A 17,404-nucleotide genomic window follows, 5' to 3' on the forward strand; every position below is an offset into this window, starting at 1 on the left:
AGGTGTGATTCGCACCTACCTTTATTTTTTACCATCAAAATACTTATTTAATTTTCTTAAATGTAAGCGGCTGAGTACTTAATGTAGCTGGTACATGTAACTGAAGGGATGGGAATTCACCACTTACATTCATTTCATAAGCGAATAATAAGCTCATTTTCATTTGGAATAAGTCAACTTTTGCAGAGAAGATGTCGTAATGATGATGCCCTAATTGAATATCCATTTCCATAAATTGTACATATAACGAATCATCTCGTTTGTATACTTGTAATGTTCCGTATGCAGGATGTTCAAAAGTACCAGTATAATCCTCTAACTTGTGCGAAGGTGTAGTCCCTTTAATTTGTTCAGGGAGGGATTCAGTTGCTTCTTTCATCATTTCCTTCATTTTTTTAGTATCTTCTACAGCACGTTTATGCCAATCAATGGATTCTAATTCAAGTAGTTCGTCATAAATTTGATTAGCGAGATAAGTAGGAAGTAATGTTCCTCCAGCATTCGTTAAAATGACAAGGCCTATGTTTTCTGTTGGTATGAATGAAACAAGCGCTGAAAATCCATCGATATTACCGCCATGATGAATCACTTTTTTACCACGATAAGCGCTAATAAACCAACCAAGACCGTAACTATTTAATGGAGATTCAGGGAGTGATAAAACCGGTTGGTCTGGAATTGAATTGTGTGGTGTATACATTTGTTGTAATAATTCAGAGGAGATTAATTCATGATCTCCAAATTTTCCTTCATTTAAGTGGAGAAGTACCCAATTTGCCATATCTTCAATTGTGGAATTAATACACCCAGCAGCGCCAACTGTATCGATGTTACGGAATGGAACTGCTTTTATTTCACCGTCATTTTCAATGTAAGGTAAAGCGTAATCATCTGTAGTTTGTGAATCGTTAACAGAGAAGTTTGTATGTCTCATATTTAAAGGTTCTAAAATATGTTCTGTAGTGTATTGCTCCCACGTTTGATTTGTAATGTTTTCAACAATGTAGCTAATTGTTGCATACATTAAATTGTTATATAGAAATGCAGTTCGGAACGGTGCATCAAGTGGTAAATGTTTTATTTTTTCAACGAGATCTTTTCGAAATAAGGAAGAACTGTACCAAAGAGCCTCATGACGACTCACTCCAGTTCGATGAGAAGCTAAATCCCGTCCTGTAACTTGTGAGCTAGCAAGTAGTTCAGATAAAGTAAAGTTAGGTATATAAGACTGGATAGGGGTATCCCAATTAAACTTTTTTTGCTGTGCTAACAAGCTTAATGAAAGTGTGCCAAATGCTTTCGTTGAGGAACCGATTGCGAATCGAGTATTCGGTGTAACAGCCTCTTTTGTTTCTATATTACGATAGCCGAAACCTTCTGAAATAATAACTTCACCGTCTTTTATAACAGCGACAGCAGCACCAGGAACATTTAAATCCTTCATCATTTTTTCAGCCGTTGTTTGTAAAGAAGTCATAACAGGCGTTTCAATTTTAGACATACTTCTAACCTCCAAATATAAATTTTGTTCTACCGCACTATACTTTCGGTAATAGAAAATGAAAACCTTTTTATATTTGGAAAGTTAATAATTTTGTAAGAATTAGCGCAAGAAATTTTATTAATTAGGATTATTAAATTTATCATTTTTCATGTTATGATAAATTGCATATACGATTGAAAGAAGGTTTTCCTACATATGAAACATGCTGAAAATGAATACTTAAATTTATGCCGCCATGTAATGGAACATGGTACGAAGAAAGAAGACCGTACAGGGACAGGCACTGTATCTGTATTTGGATATCAAATGCGTTTTGATCTAAGTAAAGGTTTTCCTTTATTAACAACAAAGAGAGTACCGTTTCGCCTTGTAGCAAGTGAACTGCTTTGGTTTATGAAAGGTGATACAAATATTCGCTATTTATTGCAGCATAATAATAACATTTGGAATGAATGGGCTTTTAAGAGCTGGGTAGAAAGTGATGAGTATACTGGTCCTGACATGACTGATTTTGGTCTTCGCTCACAACAAGATGAAGAATTTAAAGTACAGTACGACGAGCAAATGGAATTGTTTAAAAAGAACGTTTTAGAAGATGATGAGTTCTCAAATAAATATGGTTATTTAGGAGACGTTTACGGTAAACAGTGGCGTGCTTGGAAAACGACAGCTGGTGAGACACTTGATCAATTAAAAGATGTAATTGAAATGATTAAAAAAACACCAGACTCACGTCGTTTAATCGTTTCTGCTTGGAATCCAGAAGATGTACCAAGTATGGCCTTACCGCCTTGTCATACGCTATTCCAGTTTTATGTAGCAGATGGAAAGCTTTCTTGTCAGTTATATCAAAGAAGTGGTGACATATTCCTTGGAATTCCATTTAACATTGCAAGTTACTCACTACTAACACATTTAATTGCACATGAATGCGGACTTGAAGTGGGAGAATTTGTTCATACAATTGGTGATGCACACATTTATACAAATCATTTTGAACAAGTAGAAAAGCAATTGGCACGTGAACCACGTCCATTCCCGAAACTTACATTAAATCCAGATGTGAAATCTGTTTTCGATTTTGAAATGGAAGATTTAACGATTGAAGGATACGATCCGCATCCAGCAATTAAAGCACCGGTTGCAGTATAATTGTAGAGGAGATGAAAAAATGATTGTTTCATTTATGGTCGCTATGGACGAAAATAGAGTAATTGGTAAAGATAATAATTTACCTTGGCGTTTACCGAGTGAATTACAATACGTGAAGAAAACAACGATGGGTCACCCGCTTATTATGGGAAGAAAGAACTATGAAGCGATTGGTAGACCACTGCCTGGAAGACGTAATATTATTGTAACTCGTAATGAAGGGTATCATGTTGAAGGTTGTGAAGTTGTTCATTCTGTAGAAGAAGTGTTTGAACTATGTAAAAATGAAGAAGAGATTTTTATTTTTGGTGGAGCGCAAATTTACGACCTCTTTTTACCTTATGTAGACAAGTTATATATAACAAAAATCCATCATGCATTTGAAGGAGATACATTCTTCCCAGAAATAGATATGACAAATTGGAAAGAGATTTTTGTAGAAAAAGGTTTAACGGATGAAAAAAACCCATATACGTATTATTACCATGTATATGAGAAACAACAATAATAAAAAAGATTGATGTGAGAATTCGCATCAATCTTTTTATTTATATTCACCAATATAAGTTTATAGATGAGATTCGATAGTGCTATAATGATAGGTAGCATGTAAAAATGCTAAAATTTTCAAAAGTACTAATATAGAAAGAGGAGGAGAATCGATTGAGAAAGATATGGGGGATTCTTTTTCTTTGCTTAACATTCATGTTAGTTGGATGTGGTAAAGAAGAAAAACCACAAGAAGCGTTTGATACATATGTAAAAGCGTGGAATAAACAAAAATTTGCAGATATGTATGATCAACTATCAAAAAATGCAAAAAAAGATATTTCAAAGAAAGAGTTTACTGAGAAATATGAAAAAATTTATTCTGGTATCGAAGTGAAAGACTTAAAGGTAGAAACAGGGGAAGTAAAAGAAGATAAAAAAGATGAAGGCCCTGTTCCTTTTAAAGTAAGCATGGATACAGTTGGTGGTAAAATTACATTTGGTCATGAAGCAAAAATGGTGAAAGAAAAAGATGGAGATAAAGAATCTTGGAAAATAGATTGGACTCCTGATTTTATTTTCCCAGGCATGACGAAAGATAGTAAAGTGCGTATGCAGACAACACAGCCAAAACGTGGTGAAATATACGATCGTAATGGAAAAGGTGTTGCAACGAATGGGAAAGCTTCTGAAATCGGATTGATTCCTGAAAAGTTAGGCGATACTGCTCCGCAAACGAAAGAAACAGTAGCGAAGTTATTAAATATGTCTGTAGAAGAAATTGATCAAAAATTAGCTGCTAAATGGGTAAAACCAGGGTATCTCGTACCAATTGGAATTTTGCCTGAAGGGGCAACACAAAATACGTACATTGATTTACCAGGTGTTTCAACAAAACCTGTAAATGTTCGTACATATCCGTTAGGGGAAGCGGCAGCTCATCTGACTGGTTATATTGGAAAGGTAAATGCTGAAGATTTAAAAACGCTACAAAAGAAAGGCTATCAAGCTGATGACCCAGTTGGTAAAGCTGGTTTAGAGCAAGTATTAGAGGAAAAGCTACGCGGTAAAAAAGGTGGCCGTGTCTTTGTAGAAGATGCGCAAGGAAAAGAAATTAAAAACTTGGCAAAAACAGATGCTGTTGATGGAGAAAATGTAACTTTAACTATTGATAGTGTTGTTCAAGAAAAAACGTATAATGAAATGAAGGGCGAAGCTGGTTCAAGTGCAGCAATTAATCCGAAAAGTGGAGAAACAATTGCACTAGTAAGTAGTCCAGCATATGATCCTAATATAATTGCACGAGGGACATCGAAGGCACAACGCGAAGCTTGGAATAATGATCCGAAAAAACCAATGACAAATCGCTTTACACAATTGTCGGTACCAGGTTCTGTATTTAAACCTATTACAGCTGCAATTGGTCTTGAAACGAAAACAATTGATCCAAAAGAAGAGTTGAAAATTGAAGGATTAAAATGGACAAAAGATTCTTCTTGGGGTAATTACTATGTAACGCGTGTGAAAGATGCAAATCCGATTGATCTTGATAAGGCGATGAAATACTCGGATAATATTTACTTCGCACAAGAAGCTTTGAAAATCGGAAAAGACAAGTTTATGAGTGAAGCAAAAAAATTCGGATTCGATGAGAAACTACCAATTGAATATGGATTCCCTGCTTCTAAAATTGCAAATGACGGCATTAAAAATGATATTCAAATGGCAGATACGGGATATGGACAAGGACAAGTATTAATGACTCCTCTTCATTTAGCTTTAACGTATGCGCCAATTGTAAATGATGGAACGATTCCGTCACCATATATTATTAAAACAGATAAACAACCAAAAGCTTGGAAAGAAAATGTAATTTCTAAAGGAAATCAGGATATATTAAAAACTGCAATGACGAAAGTAATTAATGATCCAGATGGTACAGGGAAAATTGCTAAAATTGATGGTATGACTCTTGCTGGAAAAACAGGTACAGCGGAATTAAAAGTATCAAAAGAGGCCGAAGGAAAAGAACTAGGTTGGTTCGCTGCATTTGATTTAAATTCGCCAGATATGGTCATTACAATGATGATTGAAGATGTAAAAGGTAGAGGTGGAAGTAATATTCCAGCTGAAAAAGTAAAACATGTATTTCAAAAATAATATGTAATAGAAGGCTATCTCTATAGGTTGTAGAGGTAGCCTTTTTATATGAAAGAGTTTGTAATATCTGTATACTAAATTTTAAGGAAACAAAGTAAATCATTAACTTACGAAAAAAAAGTAGCTATTTTTTATTGACATTGATTAAAACTTTTTATATTATACTTACATAAGGTAAGTTATTAACTTTTAAAAAACAAATCTTGAATTAAAGATAAAGAGAAAAAAGGGAGAGAATACAATGACAAAAGTACTATTTATTACAGCAAATCCAAATTCAGCAGAAGGTTCTTTCGGAATGGCAGTAGGGGAAGCTTTCATCGAAGCTTATAAAAACGAACATCCACAAGACGAAGTTGTAACAATTGATTTATTCAACACTACAGTACCAGCAATTGATGCAGATGTATTTGCTGCTTGGGGTAAATTTGCAGTAGGTGAAGGCTTTGAAGCTTTAACTGAAGTTCAACAACAAAAAGTAGCAGCAATGAACACAAACTTAGAAACATTTATGAATGCAGATCGTTATGTATTCGTAACTCCAATGTGGAACTTTAGCTATCCACCAGTAGTAAAAGCATACTTAGATAACGTAGCAATCGCAGGTAAAACATTCAAATATACTGAAAATGGTCCAGTCGGCTTATTAGAAGGTAAAAAAGCACTTCACATTCAAGCAACAGGTGGCGTATATTCTGAAGGAGCATACGCAGCTGTAGACTTCGGTCGTAATCACTTAAAGACTGTATTAGGATTTGTCGGTGTGAATGATACTGAATATATTGCAGTTGAAGGCATGAATGCAAACCCTGAAAAAGCACAAGAAATTAAAGAAGCAGCAATTGCTAATGCTCGTGAATTAGCAAAACGTTTCTAATATAGAATGCTTAAAAAGTCCGAACACTTGCTGTTTGGACTTTTTTTCTTCTTTTTCCTTCGTTTGTCTAGTATAATGAAGGTCGGAATGATAATAGGTGGGGGTTCTGTATGATTCAAACGTTTTTTAAAATCTTTTATTTAATTTTAATCGTAATTGCGATTACACCGAGAATGTGGCGTCTTAAAAGACAAGTAAATACGATGGCGCCAAAAGAAAAAGACAATGCTGTGTATAAAACGACAAATTGGTTTGGTAAGAAAATGGTACGTGTAGCTGGAGGGGCAGTAGAAGTGAAAGGACTTGAAAATGTTCCGAAAGACAAGCCAGTGCTAGTTGTAAGTAATCACCAAAGTAATATGGATATCCCTGTTTTACTAGGTTACTTAAATAAACCAATTGGATTCGTTTCAAAAGCAGAGATTAAAAAGTTCCCAGTTGTACCAACTTGGATGGAACTGATGAATTGTGTATTTATGGATCGTAGCGATCGTCGTCAATCTCTTCAAGCGATTAAAGATGGAATTGAACTATTAAAGAATGGACATTCTATCGTAATTTTCCCTGAAGGAACGAGAAGTAAGGGTGGCGAAGTTGGAGAGTTTAAGGCTGGTAGTTTTCATCTTGCAGTAAAGTCAGGTGTAGCAATTTTACCTGTAACGTTAGATGGTACATATAAGATGTTTGAAGCGAATGGAAATCGTATGAAGCCAGCTCATGCAACAGTAACAATTTCTAAGCCGATTACACCTGAAGATTATGCGAATATGGATATTAAAGAATTAACGAAGCATACACAGGAAGTTATTGCATCACAATTACATAAGTAATAAAAAAGGATTCAGCTTATCGTAAGCTGAATCCTTTTTATTATGCTGTAGGTAAGACATAAAAGAGTACACAGAAGAACATCATCGCACTACCACCTAAAACGAACAGGTGCCATATGGCATGGTTGAAAGGTAGCTTTTCCCAAAGGAAGAATATAGCTCCGACAGAATATAAAATGCCACCTGCTAAAAGTAGTGAAAAACCATGTCCAGTTAGATTTTCATAAAGTGGTTTAATAGCAACGATTATGAGCCATCCCATTATGATATAACATAGCGTTGATGCCTTAATAAAGCGACGTACAAAGAAAATTTTGAAGACGATACCTCCGATTGCTAGTGTCCATATTATAGCAAGCAACGTCCATCCTAATGGGCCACGAAGTGTAATAAGTAGAAAAGGAGTATACGTGCCAGCAATCAATAAGTAAATGGCTGAATGATCTAAAATAGTAAATATTTTTTCTACTTTAGGATGATGAATGCTATGTAGCAATGTTGAAAACAAGTACAGTAAGAACATACTTACACCATAAACAGTAAATGCAACTACGGCTGATGCGGTACCGTGCTTAGAAGCATGAATAATCAATATGATTAAGGCAGGGATGCTTAAAATGGCACCGATACCATGTGTAATTGCATTTGCAATTTCTTCTTTTACAAATTGGGTCATTCGTGTCATTTTTTCAGTCATAATGCAAATCCTTTCTACTATCATAAAATAATATGTCATTTCCCTTACCATATCATACACAAGAGCAATAGAAAATGAAATTTGTATAATTGATTATATTTTTGAATTTTTTTGACAAAAGACAATGGATTTGTTGACGTTTTCAAACTTTTTTGACAAAATAAAATTATGTAATAGTAGGACAAGGAAACTACTAATAAAGGGGATGGGGAAATGTTTTCAAATATTGGCTTTCCAGGGTTAATTTTAATTTTAGTAGCAGTACTCATTTTATTTGGACCTAAAAAATTGCCGGAAATCGGGAAGGCTTTAGGGGAAACGTTAAAAGAGTTTAAAAAATCAACGAAAGAATTGACAGATGACGCATTTCAAGAAAAGGAAAAGAAAGAAAAAATGTAGTGTATTTTCCTTGTAATGGATAAATAAAGTGTGGTGAACGAGATGGAAAATCGGGAAATGAGCGTAGTAGAACATATTGTTGAGCTTCGAAAAAGAGTAATATATACGGTGTTATCCTTTGTACTATTTTTAATTATTGGATTTACTTTTACAAAGGATATTTATTTTTGGCTTGTAAAAGATTTACCAATGAAATTAACTGTTCTCGGTCCAAGTGATGTATTGTGGATTTTTTTCTCGATTGCTACAGTATTTGCTATCGTTTGTACAATTCCTTTTGCTGCTATACAAATTTGGTTATTTGTAAAACCGGGTTTACATCCAAATGAACAAAAGATGACAATAATGTATATACCGGTATTGTCTATATTATTTATTGCAGGTTTATGTTTTGGATACTTTATTGTAATGCCGTTTCTATTTCACTTTTTAACTACGATAGGTAATGAAATGTTTAATACGATGTTTACGACAGAAAAGTATTTTCATTTTGTACTTAATTTAACAGTTCCATTTGCTGTGATTTTTGAATTGCCAGTCGTTGTAATGTTTTTAACTAGTATTGGAATACTTACGGCGGAATTTTTAATAAAAATAAGAAGGTATGCTTACGTAGCATTAATTATCATTGCATCTTGTATATCACCGCCAGACTTTTTATCTCATAGTTTAGTTGCAGTGCCGCTTATTTGTATTTATGAAGTAAGTATTGCGTTATCAAAGGTTGTTAGTAAGAGGAAAAAGAAAAGAGAAGAAATGCAGTCGAAAAGTGCCTCGTTATAAAGGCACTTTTTTATTTATTTGTTATACTATAGCTATAAACGTATACAATATATAGAAGAAAAAAATTATAGAATCTCCAAAATTTAGACAAACTTTGCGCTTTTATAAGCTTATACTAAATGTATTAAACAATTGATGGATAATGAGATTCCCGTCTCAGAGATATTTAGGGCGGGAAGGTGAATTAGGTGGAGATGAATAGAGTATAAATCTTCTAGCCATAAGGACTACAGAAATCATATAAGTCTGATTTTACTCCACTTTAAACAACGTGTTACAGCGCAAAGTAGAGGAAGTTCAAAAATCCAATGAAAAAGAGGATTGATATTGTGATTACGAAAAGTTTTTATTTCACTCATTCAACAGGGGATTGCATTAAAATATTCGAAATCCCTGTCCTACAGGCACAGCATCCATTATCGTTTCTAATTCAGTCTCGTCTTCAATTATTTATTGCAAAAATTCAAAAACAAAAACACCCAAGATTTTCGTATTCTTTCCGTGAATATTTACAAAATTGTTTGAAGTGGAATGATTATTTAAATGTATATAAAACAAATACCCTTGAAAAAAATGCATGATACGAAGTACGGACAGGGTTAGTAAACTCTGTCTTTTTCATTTTAGATATGAAAATATAATTAATTTGATGAAATTTCGTTCCAAATTGTTGAAAGCAATGGGAATACTAGTATAATAACAAGGAGAGCGTATTGGAAAGGGAAGAAGTATAGTATGCAAAAAATTAAAATTGTAACAGATTCAACGGCAGATTTATCACAAGACGTAATCGAAAAGTATGACATTCATGTTTTACCATTATCAATCTCTGTAAATGGACAAACATATTTAGATCGCGTTGATTTACAACCTGACGAATTTATTGAAGAAATGATTAAATCAGAGGAATTACCAAAAACATCACAACCAGCTATGGGTACATTTGTAGAAATGTATGACAAGCTAGGGGAAGATGGAAGCGAAGTCCTTTCTATCCATATGACAAGTGGAATGAGCGGTACTGTAGCAACTGCAAATAGCGCTGCATCAATGACTGATACAAAAGTAACAGTTGTTGATTCTCAATTTATTACACATGCTTTAGCATATCAAGTAATTGAAGCTGCAAAAATGGCAAATGACGGACGCTCACTAGAAGAAATTTTAAAACGTGTAGATGAAGTAAGAAAGAATACTCGTTTATATGTAGTAGTGGATACATTAGAAAACTTAGTGAAGGGTGGACGTATCGGTAAAGGAAAAGCGTTTATCGGTTCTCTACTTAATATAAAGCCAATTGCTAGTCTTGAAGACGGTGTTTATAATCCTGTAACGAAAGTTCGTAGCCAAGGCCAAATTGTAAAAACATTAGCTAAGTTATTTGAGCAAGATACGGCTGGAAAAGTCGTAAAAGCTGTTGCAATTCCGCATGCGAAAGCAATTCCTTTAGCTGAAAGTATGAAAGCGGCGGTTGAAAAAGTAAGTGGATTTGCTCAATCAGAAATTTTCTATACAACGCCTATTATTAGTACTCATACAGGTCCGGGCGCAATCGGATTTATGTATTTAGCAGAGTAATAAAAAAGCTACTTGAAAATATATTTCAAGTAGCTTTTTTATGTAAATAGAAAGTAAGAAATAAGAAGAGCTACACAGGCACTACCGCTAATGATATAGCGAGTCTGTAAATATTCATTCATAGAAAACACCCTTTATCCCGCTATTTGTGGACAGTAAAACTCTCTACCTCAAATTTAGCTGGAGCAAAGAGGTTAGGTAGCGGGCTGCCCGTAAAAGCTTGATTGGTGAAGGCAAATAATCAGTGGGGATGAAGAAAACCCACTAATTAAAGTTTCACTATAGGATTTTCTATATTATATGCTGGATATAGAAAATCAGTCATTACGTTACACATGTAAAGTTTCAATTTTTTCGTTTATTTGCTTATTATTTGTTGCGTTACTATAAATAAAAGTTTGACCTAAAAAGAGTACATGCAGTTGTTCCCACGGTAACATGCGCAAATTCCAATTATTTCGAAGTCTAGTTATTGCTTCACGAGGTGTTTCATCGGCGAGTGCAAAAGCTCCGTAATGCATTGGTATAAAATGCGTAGCGTTTAAATCTAAATAAGCTTGCACGGCCTCTTCAGGTGAAACATGAGATACTTTCATAAACCATTCTGGTTCATAAGCGCCAATGGGCATAAGAGCAATATCAATTAAAAAGCGTTCACCAATTTCTTTGAAACCTTGGAAATAGCCACTGTCACCACAAAAATATATGGTTTCCATAGTCGTTTCATTATCAATAATCCATCCACCCCAGTGAGACGTATTCATATCAAATAAGAATCTTCTCGTCCAGTGCTGAGAGGGTACGAAGTGAAAAGAAACTTCGTTAATTATCGTACTTTCCCACCATTTATACTCTTCTACATGTTTAAATTTCTTACGAGTAAATAATTTTTTTAATCCAATAGGTACAAGATATAGAACATCATCATTCAACTGACGAAGAGTTGAAAAATCTAAATGATCATAATGACCATGTGAAATAAGGACAATATCAATTTTAGGTAATGCTTCTATAGAGAGTCCAGGTTCTGTAAGTCTTGGAACTAGCTTTAATTTATTAGCCCATACTGGATCTGTTAATATATTAAGTCCATTCGTTTGGATAAGAAAAGTGGAATGCCCAATCCATGTGATAGTCGTTTTTTCAACATTACTTTGCAAAAATGCACTTTGTTTAACGGGTGATTGTTCTACTAAGAAAGAAAAATCTTTTTTGTTTTGCTTTCGTTCTTTACGCCAGCGTAAAAAAGAGCGAATTGATTTTTTTGTACTAACATTATCCATATTTTCATAGCGCTTTGCCATGAACATCACCTCATTTAAAATCGTTGTATTTGTATTGTACCGAAATGTTGTTAAGGAATACAGTGTAAAACATGGATTAATGTTTAAGGAATTGTTAAAAAATAGGGAGAGGTATTTACAAAAGTAACAATAAAAATTAGTTTTATCACTTTTATTTAGAGAAAGAATAGTAAAAAAATATATTTTGTCTAGTAATTCGCTTGAAATAAAAAAGTAACATACGTAAATTCGTACGATTTCGTGAACAAATGTAGTAAACAATTTTCTCGTAGTGTTAACTTTTGTTATTATAAACATAACCTATTTAAATTTAGGATAGAGAAAAGAGGTTTATAAATGAAGCGTTATCAAAAAATAATTGGTCTTATGGTTGTATTTTGTCTCTTTGTACTTGCTGGATGTAGTGAATCAGGTTCAAAGCTTCGTAAACCATTAAATTGGGATTTAGAAACCTTCCAATTTACAAATCAAGATGGAAAGCAATTTGGTACAAAAGATTTAAAAGGGAAAGTTTGGGTTGCAGATTTTATGTTCACAAATTGTCAGACAGTTTGTCCACCAATGACTGCAAATATGGCCAAGCTTCAAAAGATGGCAAAAGAAGAGAAATTAGACGTTCAGTTTGTTTCATTTAGTGTAGATCCAGACCTTGATAAGCCAGAAAATCTGAAAGCTTTTATTCAAAAGTTTACAGAGGATACTAGTAACTGGAATTTATTAACGGGGTATTCGTTAGAAGATATTACAAAGTTTTCAAAAGATAATTTCCAATCACTTGTAGATAAGCCGGAGAACGGTCAGGTCATGCATGGTACATCATTTTATTTAATTGATCAAAACGGAAAAGTAATGAAAAAGTATAGTGGCATTAGTAATACGCCATACGAAGACATTATACGTGATATGAAGCGATTAGTGGGTTGAAAATAAGGGTGCATAGCACCCTTATTTTTTTGCATTAGTCTATCGATAAAATGTCATGTTGCTGGGGAAGTTTCGGCGCCCGAATTTCTAATACGCCGTTTTGATAAGAAGCTTTTGCCGCTTTTTTATTAATTGAATACGGCAATTTAATCAATCTTGATGCTTCTGAAATGGAACGTTCTCGGCGATAATAGTTATGGGATGTTTGTTCTTCTTCCTCTTCAAGTATCTCTTCTTTTACAGAGACTTTTAAGTATTCACTTTGTATTTCAATTTGGATTTGTTCTTTTTGTATACCTGGTAGTTCAGCTGTAACAACGAGTTCTTCACCAACTTCATATAAATCTACAGGGAATGTTAATAAACGGTTTCCTTTTTGGAAAAAATGATTTAAATCAGCGATTACATTGCGAAGAGGTGTTTGCTCGAAGAAATCATCAATTTGCTTTAAGTAATTACGAACCGGTGGGCGAGAAGAATCTTTTTTTTCTTCACTCATGGTATTCCCTCCTAGAAATCAATTTGCAATATCATATGACAAAAGCGGAGAAAGGTGAGTGCCTAGTTTTCATGTTTTCATAAAAAATTGTTAAAAATGTGAAATGGAGTGATTTTTTTATAGTTTTTGGTCGCCATATTCAGTTGATTATGCTAGTATAAATAGGGTTGATATAGTAGTATAGAGACAGAATGAAAACTGAAAGAGGGTAAGAAGTATGTGTGGTTTTGTAGGATGTTTATGTGAAAACCCTAGAGAGTTTTCAGAAACAGAAAAACATCAATTTGAAAATATGAACACGATGATTTTCCACCGTGGTCCAGATGACGAAGGATATTTTCGTGATGAACATGTACAATTTGGCTTCCGCCGTTTAAGCATCATTGACTTAGAGGCAGGACATCAGCCGCTAACTTATGAAAATGATCGATATGTAATTATTTTTAATGGTGAAATTTACAACTATGTAGAATTACGTGAAATGTTACTTGAAAAAGGTGCAACGTTTGCAACGCAATCTGATACAGAAGTTATCATTGCATTGTATGCACATATGAAAGAAAAATGTGTAGATTACCTTCGTGGTATGTTTGCATTTATGATTTGGGATCGTGAAGAAAAGAAACTTTTCGGTGCACGTGATCACTTCGGTATTAAACCTTTATACATCGCACAACAAGGTGATACTACATTCTTCGCATCTGAGAAGAAAAGTATTATGCATGTGATGGAAGATAAAGGCGTTAATCCAACGTCACTACAACATTACTTTACGTACCAATATGGTCCAGAGCCAGAAACTTTAACAATTGATGTTAATAAAATCGAGCCTGGTCATTATTTCGTAAAAGAAATCGGTAAAGAGATGGAAATCCATCGCTACTGGAAACCTTATTTCAACGCTTCAAGTGCAACGAAAGAGGAGCATATCCAAGCAATTCGTGATGTGTTATATGATTCAGTAAAAGTGCATATGCGTAGTGATGTACCAGTAGGTTCATTCTTATCTGGTGGTATCGATTCATCTATCATCGCTTCTATCGCAAGAGAAATGAATCCAAATCTTTTAACATTCTCTGTTGGTTTTGAGCAACGTGGTTTCAGTGAAGTTGATGTTGCGAAAGAAACTGCTGAGAAATTAGGCGTTAAAAACCATAACGTATTCATTTCAGCGAAAGAATTTATGGATGAGTTCCCAAAAATCATTTGGCATATGGATGATCCTTTAGCTGATCCAGCAGCTGTACCATTGTACTTCGTTGCGAAAGAAGCACGTAAACATGTAACAGTTGTTCTTTCTGGTGAAGGCGCAGACGAGCTATTTGGTGGTTATAACATTTACCGTGAGCCAAACTCACTAAAAATGTTCTCTTACATCCCTAGTCCAGGTAAGAGCGTTCTAAAAGCATTAAGTGGTGCTCTTAAAGAAGGATTTAAAGGTAAGAGCTTCCTAGAGCGTGGATGTACACCAATTGAAGAGCGTTACTATGGAAATGCTAAAATCTTCCGTGAAGAAGAAAAAGCTGAATTAATGAAGTATTACAATGAAAGTGTTAACTATATGGATATCACGAAACCATTGTATAACGAGATTAAAGATTATGATGATGTAAGTAAAATGCAGTACATTGACATGTTCACATGGTTACGCGGTGACATTTTATTAAAAGCTGATAAAATGACAATGGCAAACTCATTAGAACTTCGTGTACCGTTCTTAGATAAAGAAGTATTCGATGTTGCATCTAAAATTCCAACTGAATTTAAGATTGCTAACGGAACTACGAAAGCTATTTTACGTGAAGCAGCACGCGGAATCGTTCCAGATCACGTATTAGATCGTAAAAAACTTGGATTCCCAGTACCAATTCGTCACTGGTTAAAAGACGAAATGCATGATTGGGCTATAAATATTATAAACGAAAGTAAGACAGAGCATTTAATCGACAAACAGTATGTATTAAACTTACTGGAAGCACATTGTGCAGATAAAGGCGATTATAGCCGTAAAATTTGGACTGTACTTGCGTTTATGGTATGGCACCAAATTTATGTTGAGCATAAATACGATACGAATAAGTTCCATGAAGAAACAAAACGTGCGTATAGCTTAGTTTAATTAGAAAAACCTTAAGATCGCATACGGTCTTAAGGTTTTTTTCATAAATAGGAAGTATTATTGATACAATAATAGTAAAAGGATGGACAACATATGATTACGTTTGAGAAAGTTACTGTAGAAAATGAAAGCGTTGTTAAAGAAATGTTTAAATCGCATAGTTTAGGTGAGAAAAAGGTACAGTACTGTGTGAAAGTTGATGATACATATATTGGTGTAATAGATTATAGTGTACAAGAGGAACGGGCTGTTTTATCACAGCTAATTATTCATTTTGATTACCAAGGTTACGGTTATGGTACAAATACGTATTTTACATTTGAAGAAATGATGAAACAAAGAAATGTGAAAGAAATAAAAGTGCTACAAGAGAAATTAACAGAAAAGGCGAAGTCTTTCATAGAGAGTTTTGGTTTTACTTCAGAAGAAGAAGAGTATGTAAAGAAAATATAACGATGATTATTTATGCGATACAATAAATATAAGGCAGGTGGATGTATGACGATGACTTCTGGTCTTGTATTAATTGGAGGGTGCTTTATAGTAGCAGAATTATGTCATATAATCATTCGGAAAAGAATGATTAAGAAAAAAAAGCCGTATGAATTACAATACGTCCCTGTCTTTTTCATTATGTTTTGTATGCTTAGTACATTACAAAATCTAATAAACTTTCCACCACTTGTAAATGTTTTTTTAAAGTTCGGTTTACTTTATAGTGGTGTTGGAATAGCACTTTTATTTATTTTATTTTGCATACGTTATGTTCACTATCAATCGTATATATTTATTTTAAATTGGTTAAAGCAAGATGATAGAAACCGCCTTACATAAGGCGGTTTTTTTATTTGCAATTGTAACAGAATTTGTACATTTCACATAAAATAGGACGAGTAGAAATGCAAACATATTACAAGAAAGGGGCGGGGCAATAAAATGAAACTTGTTATAGACGCAGGGCATGGTGGATATGATTCTGGTGCTGTTGGTAATGGTTTAGTAGAAAAAAACTTAACACTTCAAATTGCTAGACGCGTTCGAGACATTTTAACGGTAAATTACCCAATTACAATTAAAATGACACGTGATAGTGATGTGTTTATTTCTTTATCTGAACGTGCTAATATTGCTAATGCTTTCAGTGCGGATTATTTTATTTCATTTCATATTAATAGCGGCGGGGGTACAGGTTTTGAAAGTTATATTTATAATGCGTTATCCAATAGCAGCACTGCATATGCAAAGCAACAAAAAATGCATACAGCTGTCAATCCTGTATTAACAAAATATGGTCTTCGTGATCGAGGAGCAAAAAAAGAAAATTATGCGGTATTAAGAGAAACCGCAATGGATGCAATTTTAACTGAGACTGCTTTTATTGATACAGCTTTTGATGCAAATTTATTAAAAAATCCACAATTTATTGAAGATCTAAGTCAAGCGTATGCAAATGGAATAGCAGCTATTTTTGGAGTAGCTCCAAATCCACAACCTCCTAACCCACAACCGGTACCTCAAACGAAGGGAATCGCTTATGTTCTTGGGAAAAATGTAAATTTAAGAAATGGTCCATCAACTTCTTCCTCAGTTATTCGTCAATTAAATTCTCCAGAATCTTACGTTGTATATCAAGAAAGTAACGGATGGCTAGATTTGGGGAATGGACAATGGGTGTATAATGATTCTTCTTACATTAATTTTGTAAAGACAAGCAATAGTGATGGAAGCCCGATTGGGGTTGCATATATACAAGGGATGAATGTAAATTTAAGAAGTGGTCCATCAACTACATCTGCAGTTATCCGCCAATTAAATTCTCCAGAATCTTATTTAGTATATATAAATGAAAATGGTTGGTTAAACCTTGGTGGAAATCAGTGGGTATATAATGACCCAGCGTATATTAAGTATACTCAATATTAGGAATTGAAATGATAGTGCAATATGGATGCGTATCCTTGTTATGTATAACAAGGATACGCATTTTAATAACAACATTTTTTTCATACTTATACACTATGTTTTAAAAAGAAACATTAGAAAAGCGGATAGAATCTAAATAGTATATATTAAAAAAGTTTTCTGATAT

Annotated in this window: 18 protein-coding genes; 14 read left to right on the forward strand and 4 right to left on the reverse strand. The window is 34.0% G+C overall.

The window, feature by feature from the left end; all coding sequences use genetic code 11:
* Positions 1 to 43: 43 nt before the first annotated feature.
* On the reverse strand, positions 44 to 1,501 hold the full coding sequence (locus ACTL4X_RS10785; protein WP_086693030.1) for a serine hydrolase: 1,458 nt from the start codon (positions 1,499 to 1,501) through the stop codon (positions 44 to 46).
* Positions 1,502 to 1,699: 198 nt separating this feature from the next.
* On the opposite strand from ACTL4X_RS10785, the gene ACTL4X_RS10790 reads away from it, so the two are divergent.
* The 5 genes from ACTL4X_RS10790 to ACTL4X_RS10810 all read left to right on the forward strand — a co-directional run bounded on the left by ACTL4X_RS10790 (position 1,700) and on the right by ACTL4X_RS10810 (position 7,012).
* Positions 1,700 to 2,656 (forward strand): thymidylate synthase, encoded by a 957-nt coding sequence (locus ACTL4X_RS10790; protein ID WP_000679609.1) that lies wholly within the window; start codon positions 1,700 to 1,702, stop codon positions 2,654 to 2,656.
* Between the two features lie 19 nt (positions 2,657 to 2,675).
* Complete coding sequence (locus ACTL4X_RS10795; RefSeq protein ID WP_000637205.1) at positions 2,676 to 3,164, forward strand: dihydrofolate reductase; 489 nt, start codon at positions 2,676 to 2,678, stop codon at positions 3,162 to 3,164.
* A 155-nt stretch (positions 3,165 to 3,319) separates the two neighbouring features.
* A complete protein-coding gene (pbpC, locus tag ACTL4X_RS10800) occupies positions 3,320 to 5,305 on the forward strand; it encodes a penicillin-binding protein 3 (protein ID WP_086693026.1) in 1,986 nt (661 codons plus the stop codon).
* Positions 5,306 to 5,546: 241 nt separating this feature from the next.
* The gene (locus tag ACTL4X_RS10805) at positions 5,547 to 6,182 is read left to right on the forward strand and encodes an FMN-dependent NADH-azoreductase (protein WP_000170032.1); all 636 of its coding nucleotides are present in this window, start codon (positions 5,547 to 5,549) and stop codon (positions 6,180 to 6,182) included.
* Positions 6,183 to 6,292: 110 nt separating this feature from the next.
* Positions 6,293 to 7,012 carry a lysophospholipid acyltransferase family protein gene (locus ACTL4X_RS10810; protein WP_000616577.1) on the forward strand — a complete coding sequence of 240 codons (720 nt, stop codon included), beginning with the start codon at positions 6,293 to 6,295 and terminating at the stop codon, positions 7,010 to 7,012.
* Between the two features lie 40 nt (positions 7,013 to 7,052).
* Here the strand turns inward: ACTL4X_RS10810 and trhA are convergent, their stop codons facing one another.
* Entirely contained in the window at positions 7,053 to 7,709 is a 657-nt protein-coding gene (trhA, locus tag ACTL4X_RS10815) for a PAQR family membrane homeostasis protein TrhA (RefSeq protein WP_000136889.1), read from the reverse strand.
* 213 nt (positions 7,710 to 7,922) lie between these two features.
* Between trhA and ACTL4X_RS10820 the strand changes: the two genes are divergently transcribed.
* From ACTL4X_RS10820 to ACTL4X_RS10835, 4 genes are all read left to right on the forward strand, one after another.
* Entirely contained in the window at positions 7,923 to 8,108 is a 186-nt protein-coding gene (locus ACTL4X_RS10820; RefSeq protein ID WP_000492443.1) for a twin-arginine translocase TatA/TatE family subunit, read from the forward strand.
* Between the two features lie 42 nt (positions 8,109 to 8,150).
* Positions 8,151 to 8,891: a twin-arginine translocase subunit TatC gene (tatC, locus tag ACTL4X_RS10825; RefSeq protein ID WP_000431523.1), complete on the forward strand. Its 741-nt coding sequence runs from the start codon at positions 8,151 to 8,153 to the stop codon at positions 8,889 to 8,891.
* Positions 8,892 to 9,220: 329 nt separating this feature from the next.
* Entirely contained in the window at positions 9,221 to 9,472 is a 252-nt protein-coding gene (locus tag ACTL4X_RS10830; protein WP_000629012.1) for a DUF2535 family protein, read from the forward strand.
* Positions 9,473 to 9,626: 154 nt separating this feature from the next.
* On the forward strand, positions 9,627 to 10,469 hold the full coding sequence (locus ACTL4X_RS10835; protein ID WP_001169470.1) for a DegV family protein: 843 nt from the start codon (positions 9,627 to 9,629) through the stop codon (positions 10,467 to 10,469).
* A gap of 329 nt (positions 10,470 to 10,798) precedes the next feature.
* On the opposite strand, the gene ACTL4X_RS10840 is transcribed toward ACTL4X_RS10835, so the two are convergent.
* Positions 10,799 to 11,773 carry an MBL fold metallo-hydrolase gene (locus tag ACTL4X_RS10840; protein WP_001129633.1) on the reverse strand — a complete coding sequence of 325 codons (975 nt, stop codon included), beginning with the start codon at positions 11,771 to 11,773 and terminating at the stop codon, positions 10,799 to 10,801.
* A 336-nt stretch (positions 11,774 to 12,109) separates the two neighbouring features.
* Here ACTL4X_RS10840 and ACTL4X_RS10845 point away from each other — a divergent pair, with 336 nt between their 5' ends.
* Entirely contained in the window at positions 12,110 to 12,697 is a 588-nt protein-coding gene (locus ACTL4X_RS10845) for an SCO family protein (RefSeq protein WP_000833335.1), read from the forward strand.
* 34 nt (positions 12,698 to 12,731) lie between these two features.
* On the opposite strand, the gene ACTL4X_RS10850 is transcribed toward ACTL4X_RS10845, so the two are convergent.
* Positions 12,732 to 13,196, reverse strand: coding sequence for an Hsp20/alpha crystallin family protein (locus tag ACTL4X_RS10850; RefSeq protein ID WP_001288085.1), 465 nt, complete (start codon positions 13,194 to 13,196; stop codon positions 12,732 to 12,734).
* 217 nt (positions 13,197 to 13,413) lie between these two features.
* Here ACTL4X_RS10850 and asnB point away from each other — a divergent pair, with 217 nt between their 5' ends.
* From asnB to ACTL4X_RS10870, 4 genes are all read left to right on the forward strand, one after another.
* Positions 13,414 to 15,315 (forward strand): asparagine synthase (glutamine-hydrolyzing), encoded by a 1,902-nt coding sequence (asnB, locus tag ACTL4X_RS10855; protein WP_000333816.1) that lies wholly within the window; start codon positions 13,414 to 13,416, stop codon positions 15,313 to 15,315.
* Between the two features lie 93 nt (positions 15,316 to 15,408).
* Positions 15,409 to 15,768 (forward strand): GNAT family N-acetyltransferase, encoded by a 360-nt coding sequence (locus ACTL4X_RS10860; protein WP_000627524.1) that lies wholly within the window; start codon positions 15,409 to 15,411, stop codon positions 15,766 to 15,768.
* Between the two features lie 51 nt (positions 15,769 to 15,819).
* The gene (locus ACTL4X_RS10865; protein ID WP_000200455.1) at positions 15,820 to 16,149 is read left to right on the forward strand and encodes a hypothetical protein; all 330 of its coding nucleotides are present in this window, start codon (positions 15,820 to 15,822) and stop codon (positions 16,147 to 16,149) included.
* 102 nt (positions 16,150 to 16,251) lie between these two features.
* Positions 16,252 to 17,238, forward strand: coding sequence for an N-acetylmuramoyl-L-alanine amidase (locus tag ACTL4X_RS10870; protein WP_000779891.1), 987 nt, complete (start codon positions 16,252 to 16,254; stop codon positions 17,236 to 17,238).
* Positions 17,239 to 17,404 lie beyond the last annotated feature (166 nt).

The organism is Bacillus sp. RE35 (assembly GCF_052146655.1).
Taxonomy (GTDB): Bacteria; Bacillota; Bacilli; order Bacillales; family Bacillaceae_G; genus Bacillus_A; species Bacillus_A cereus.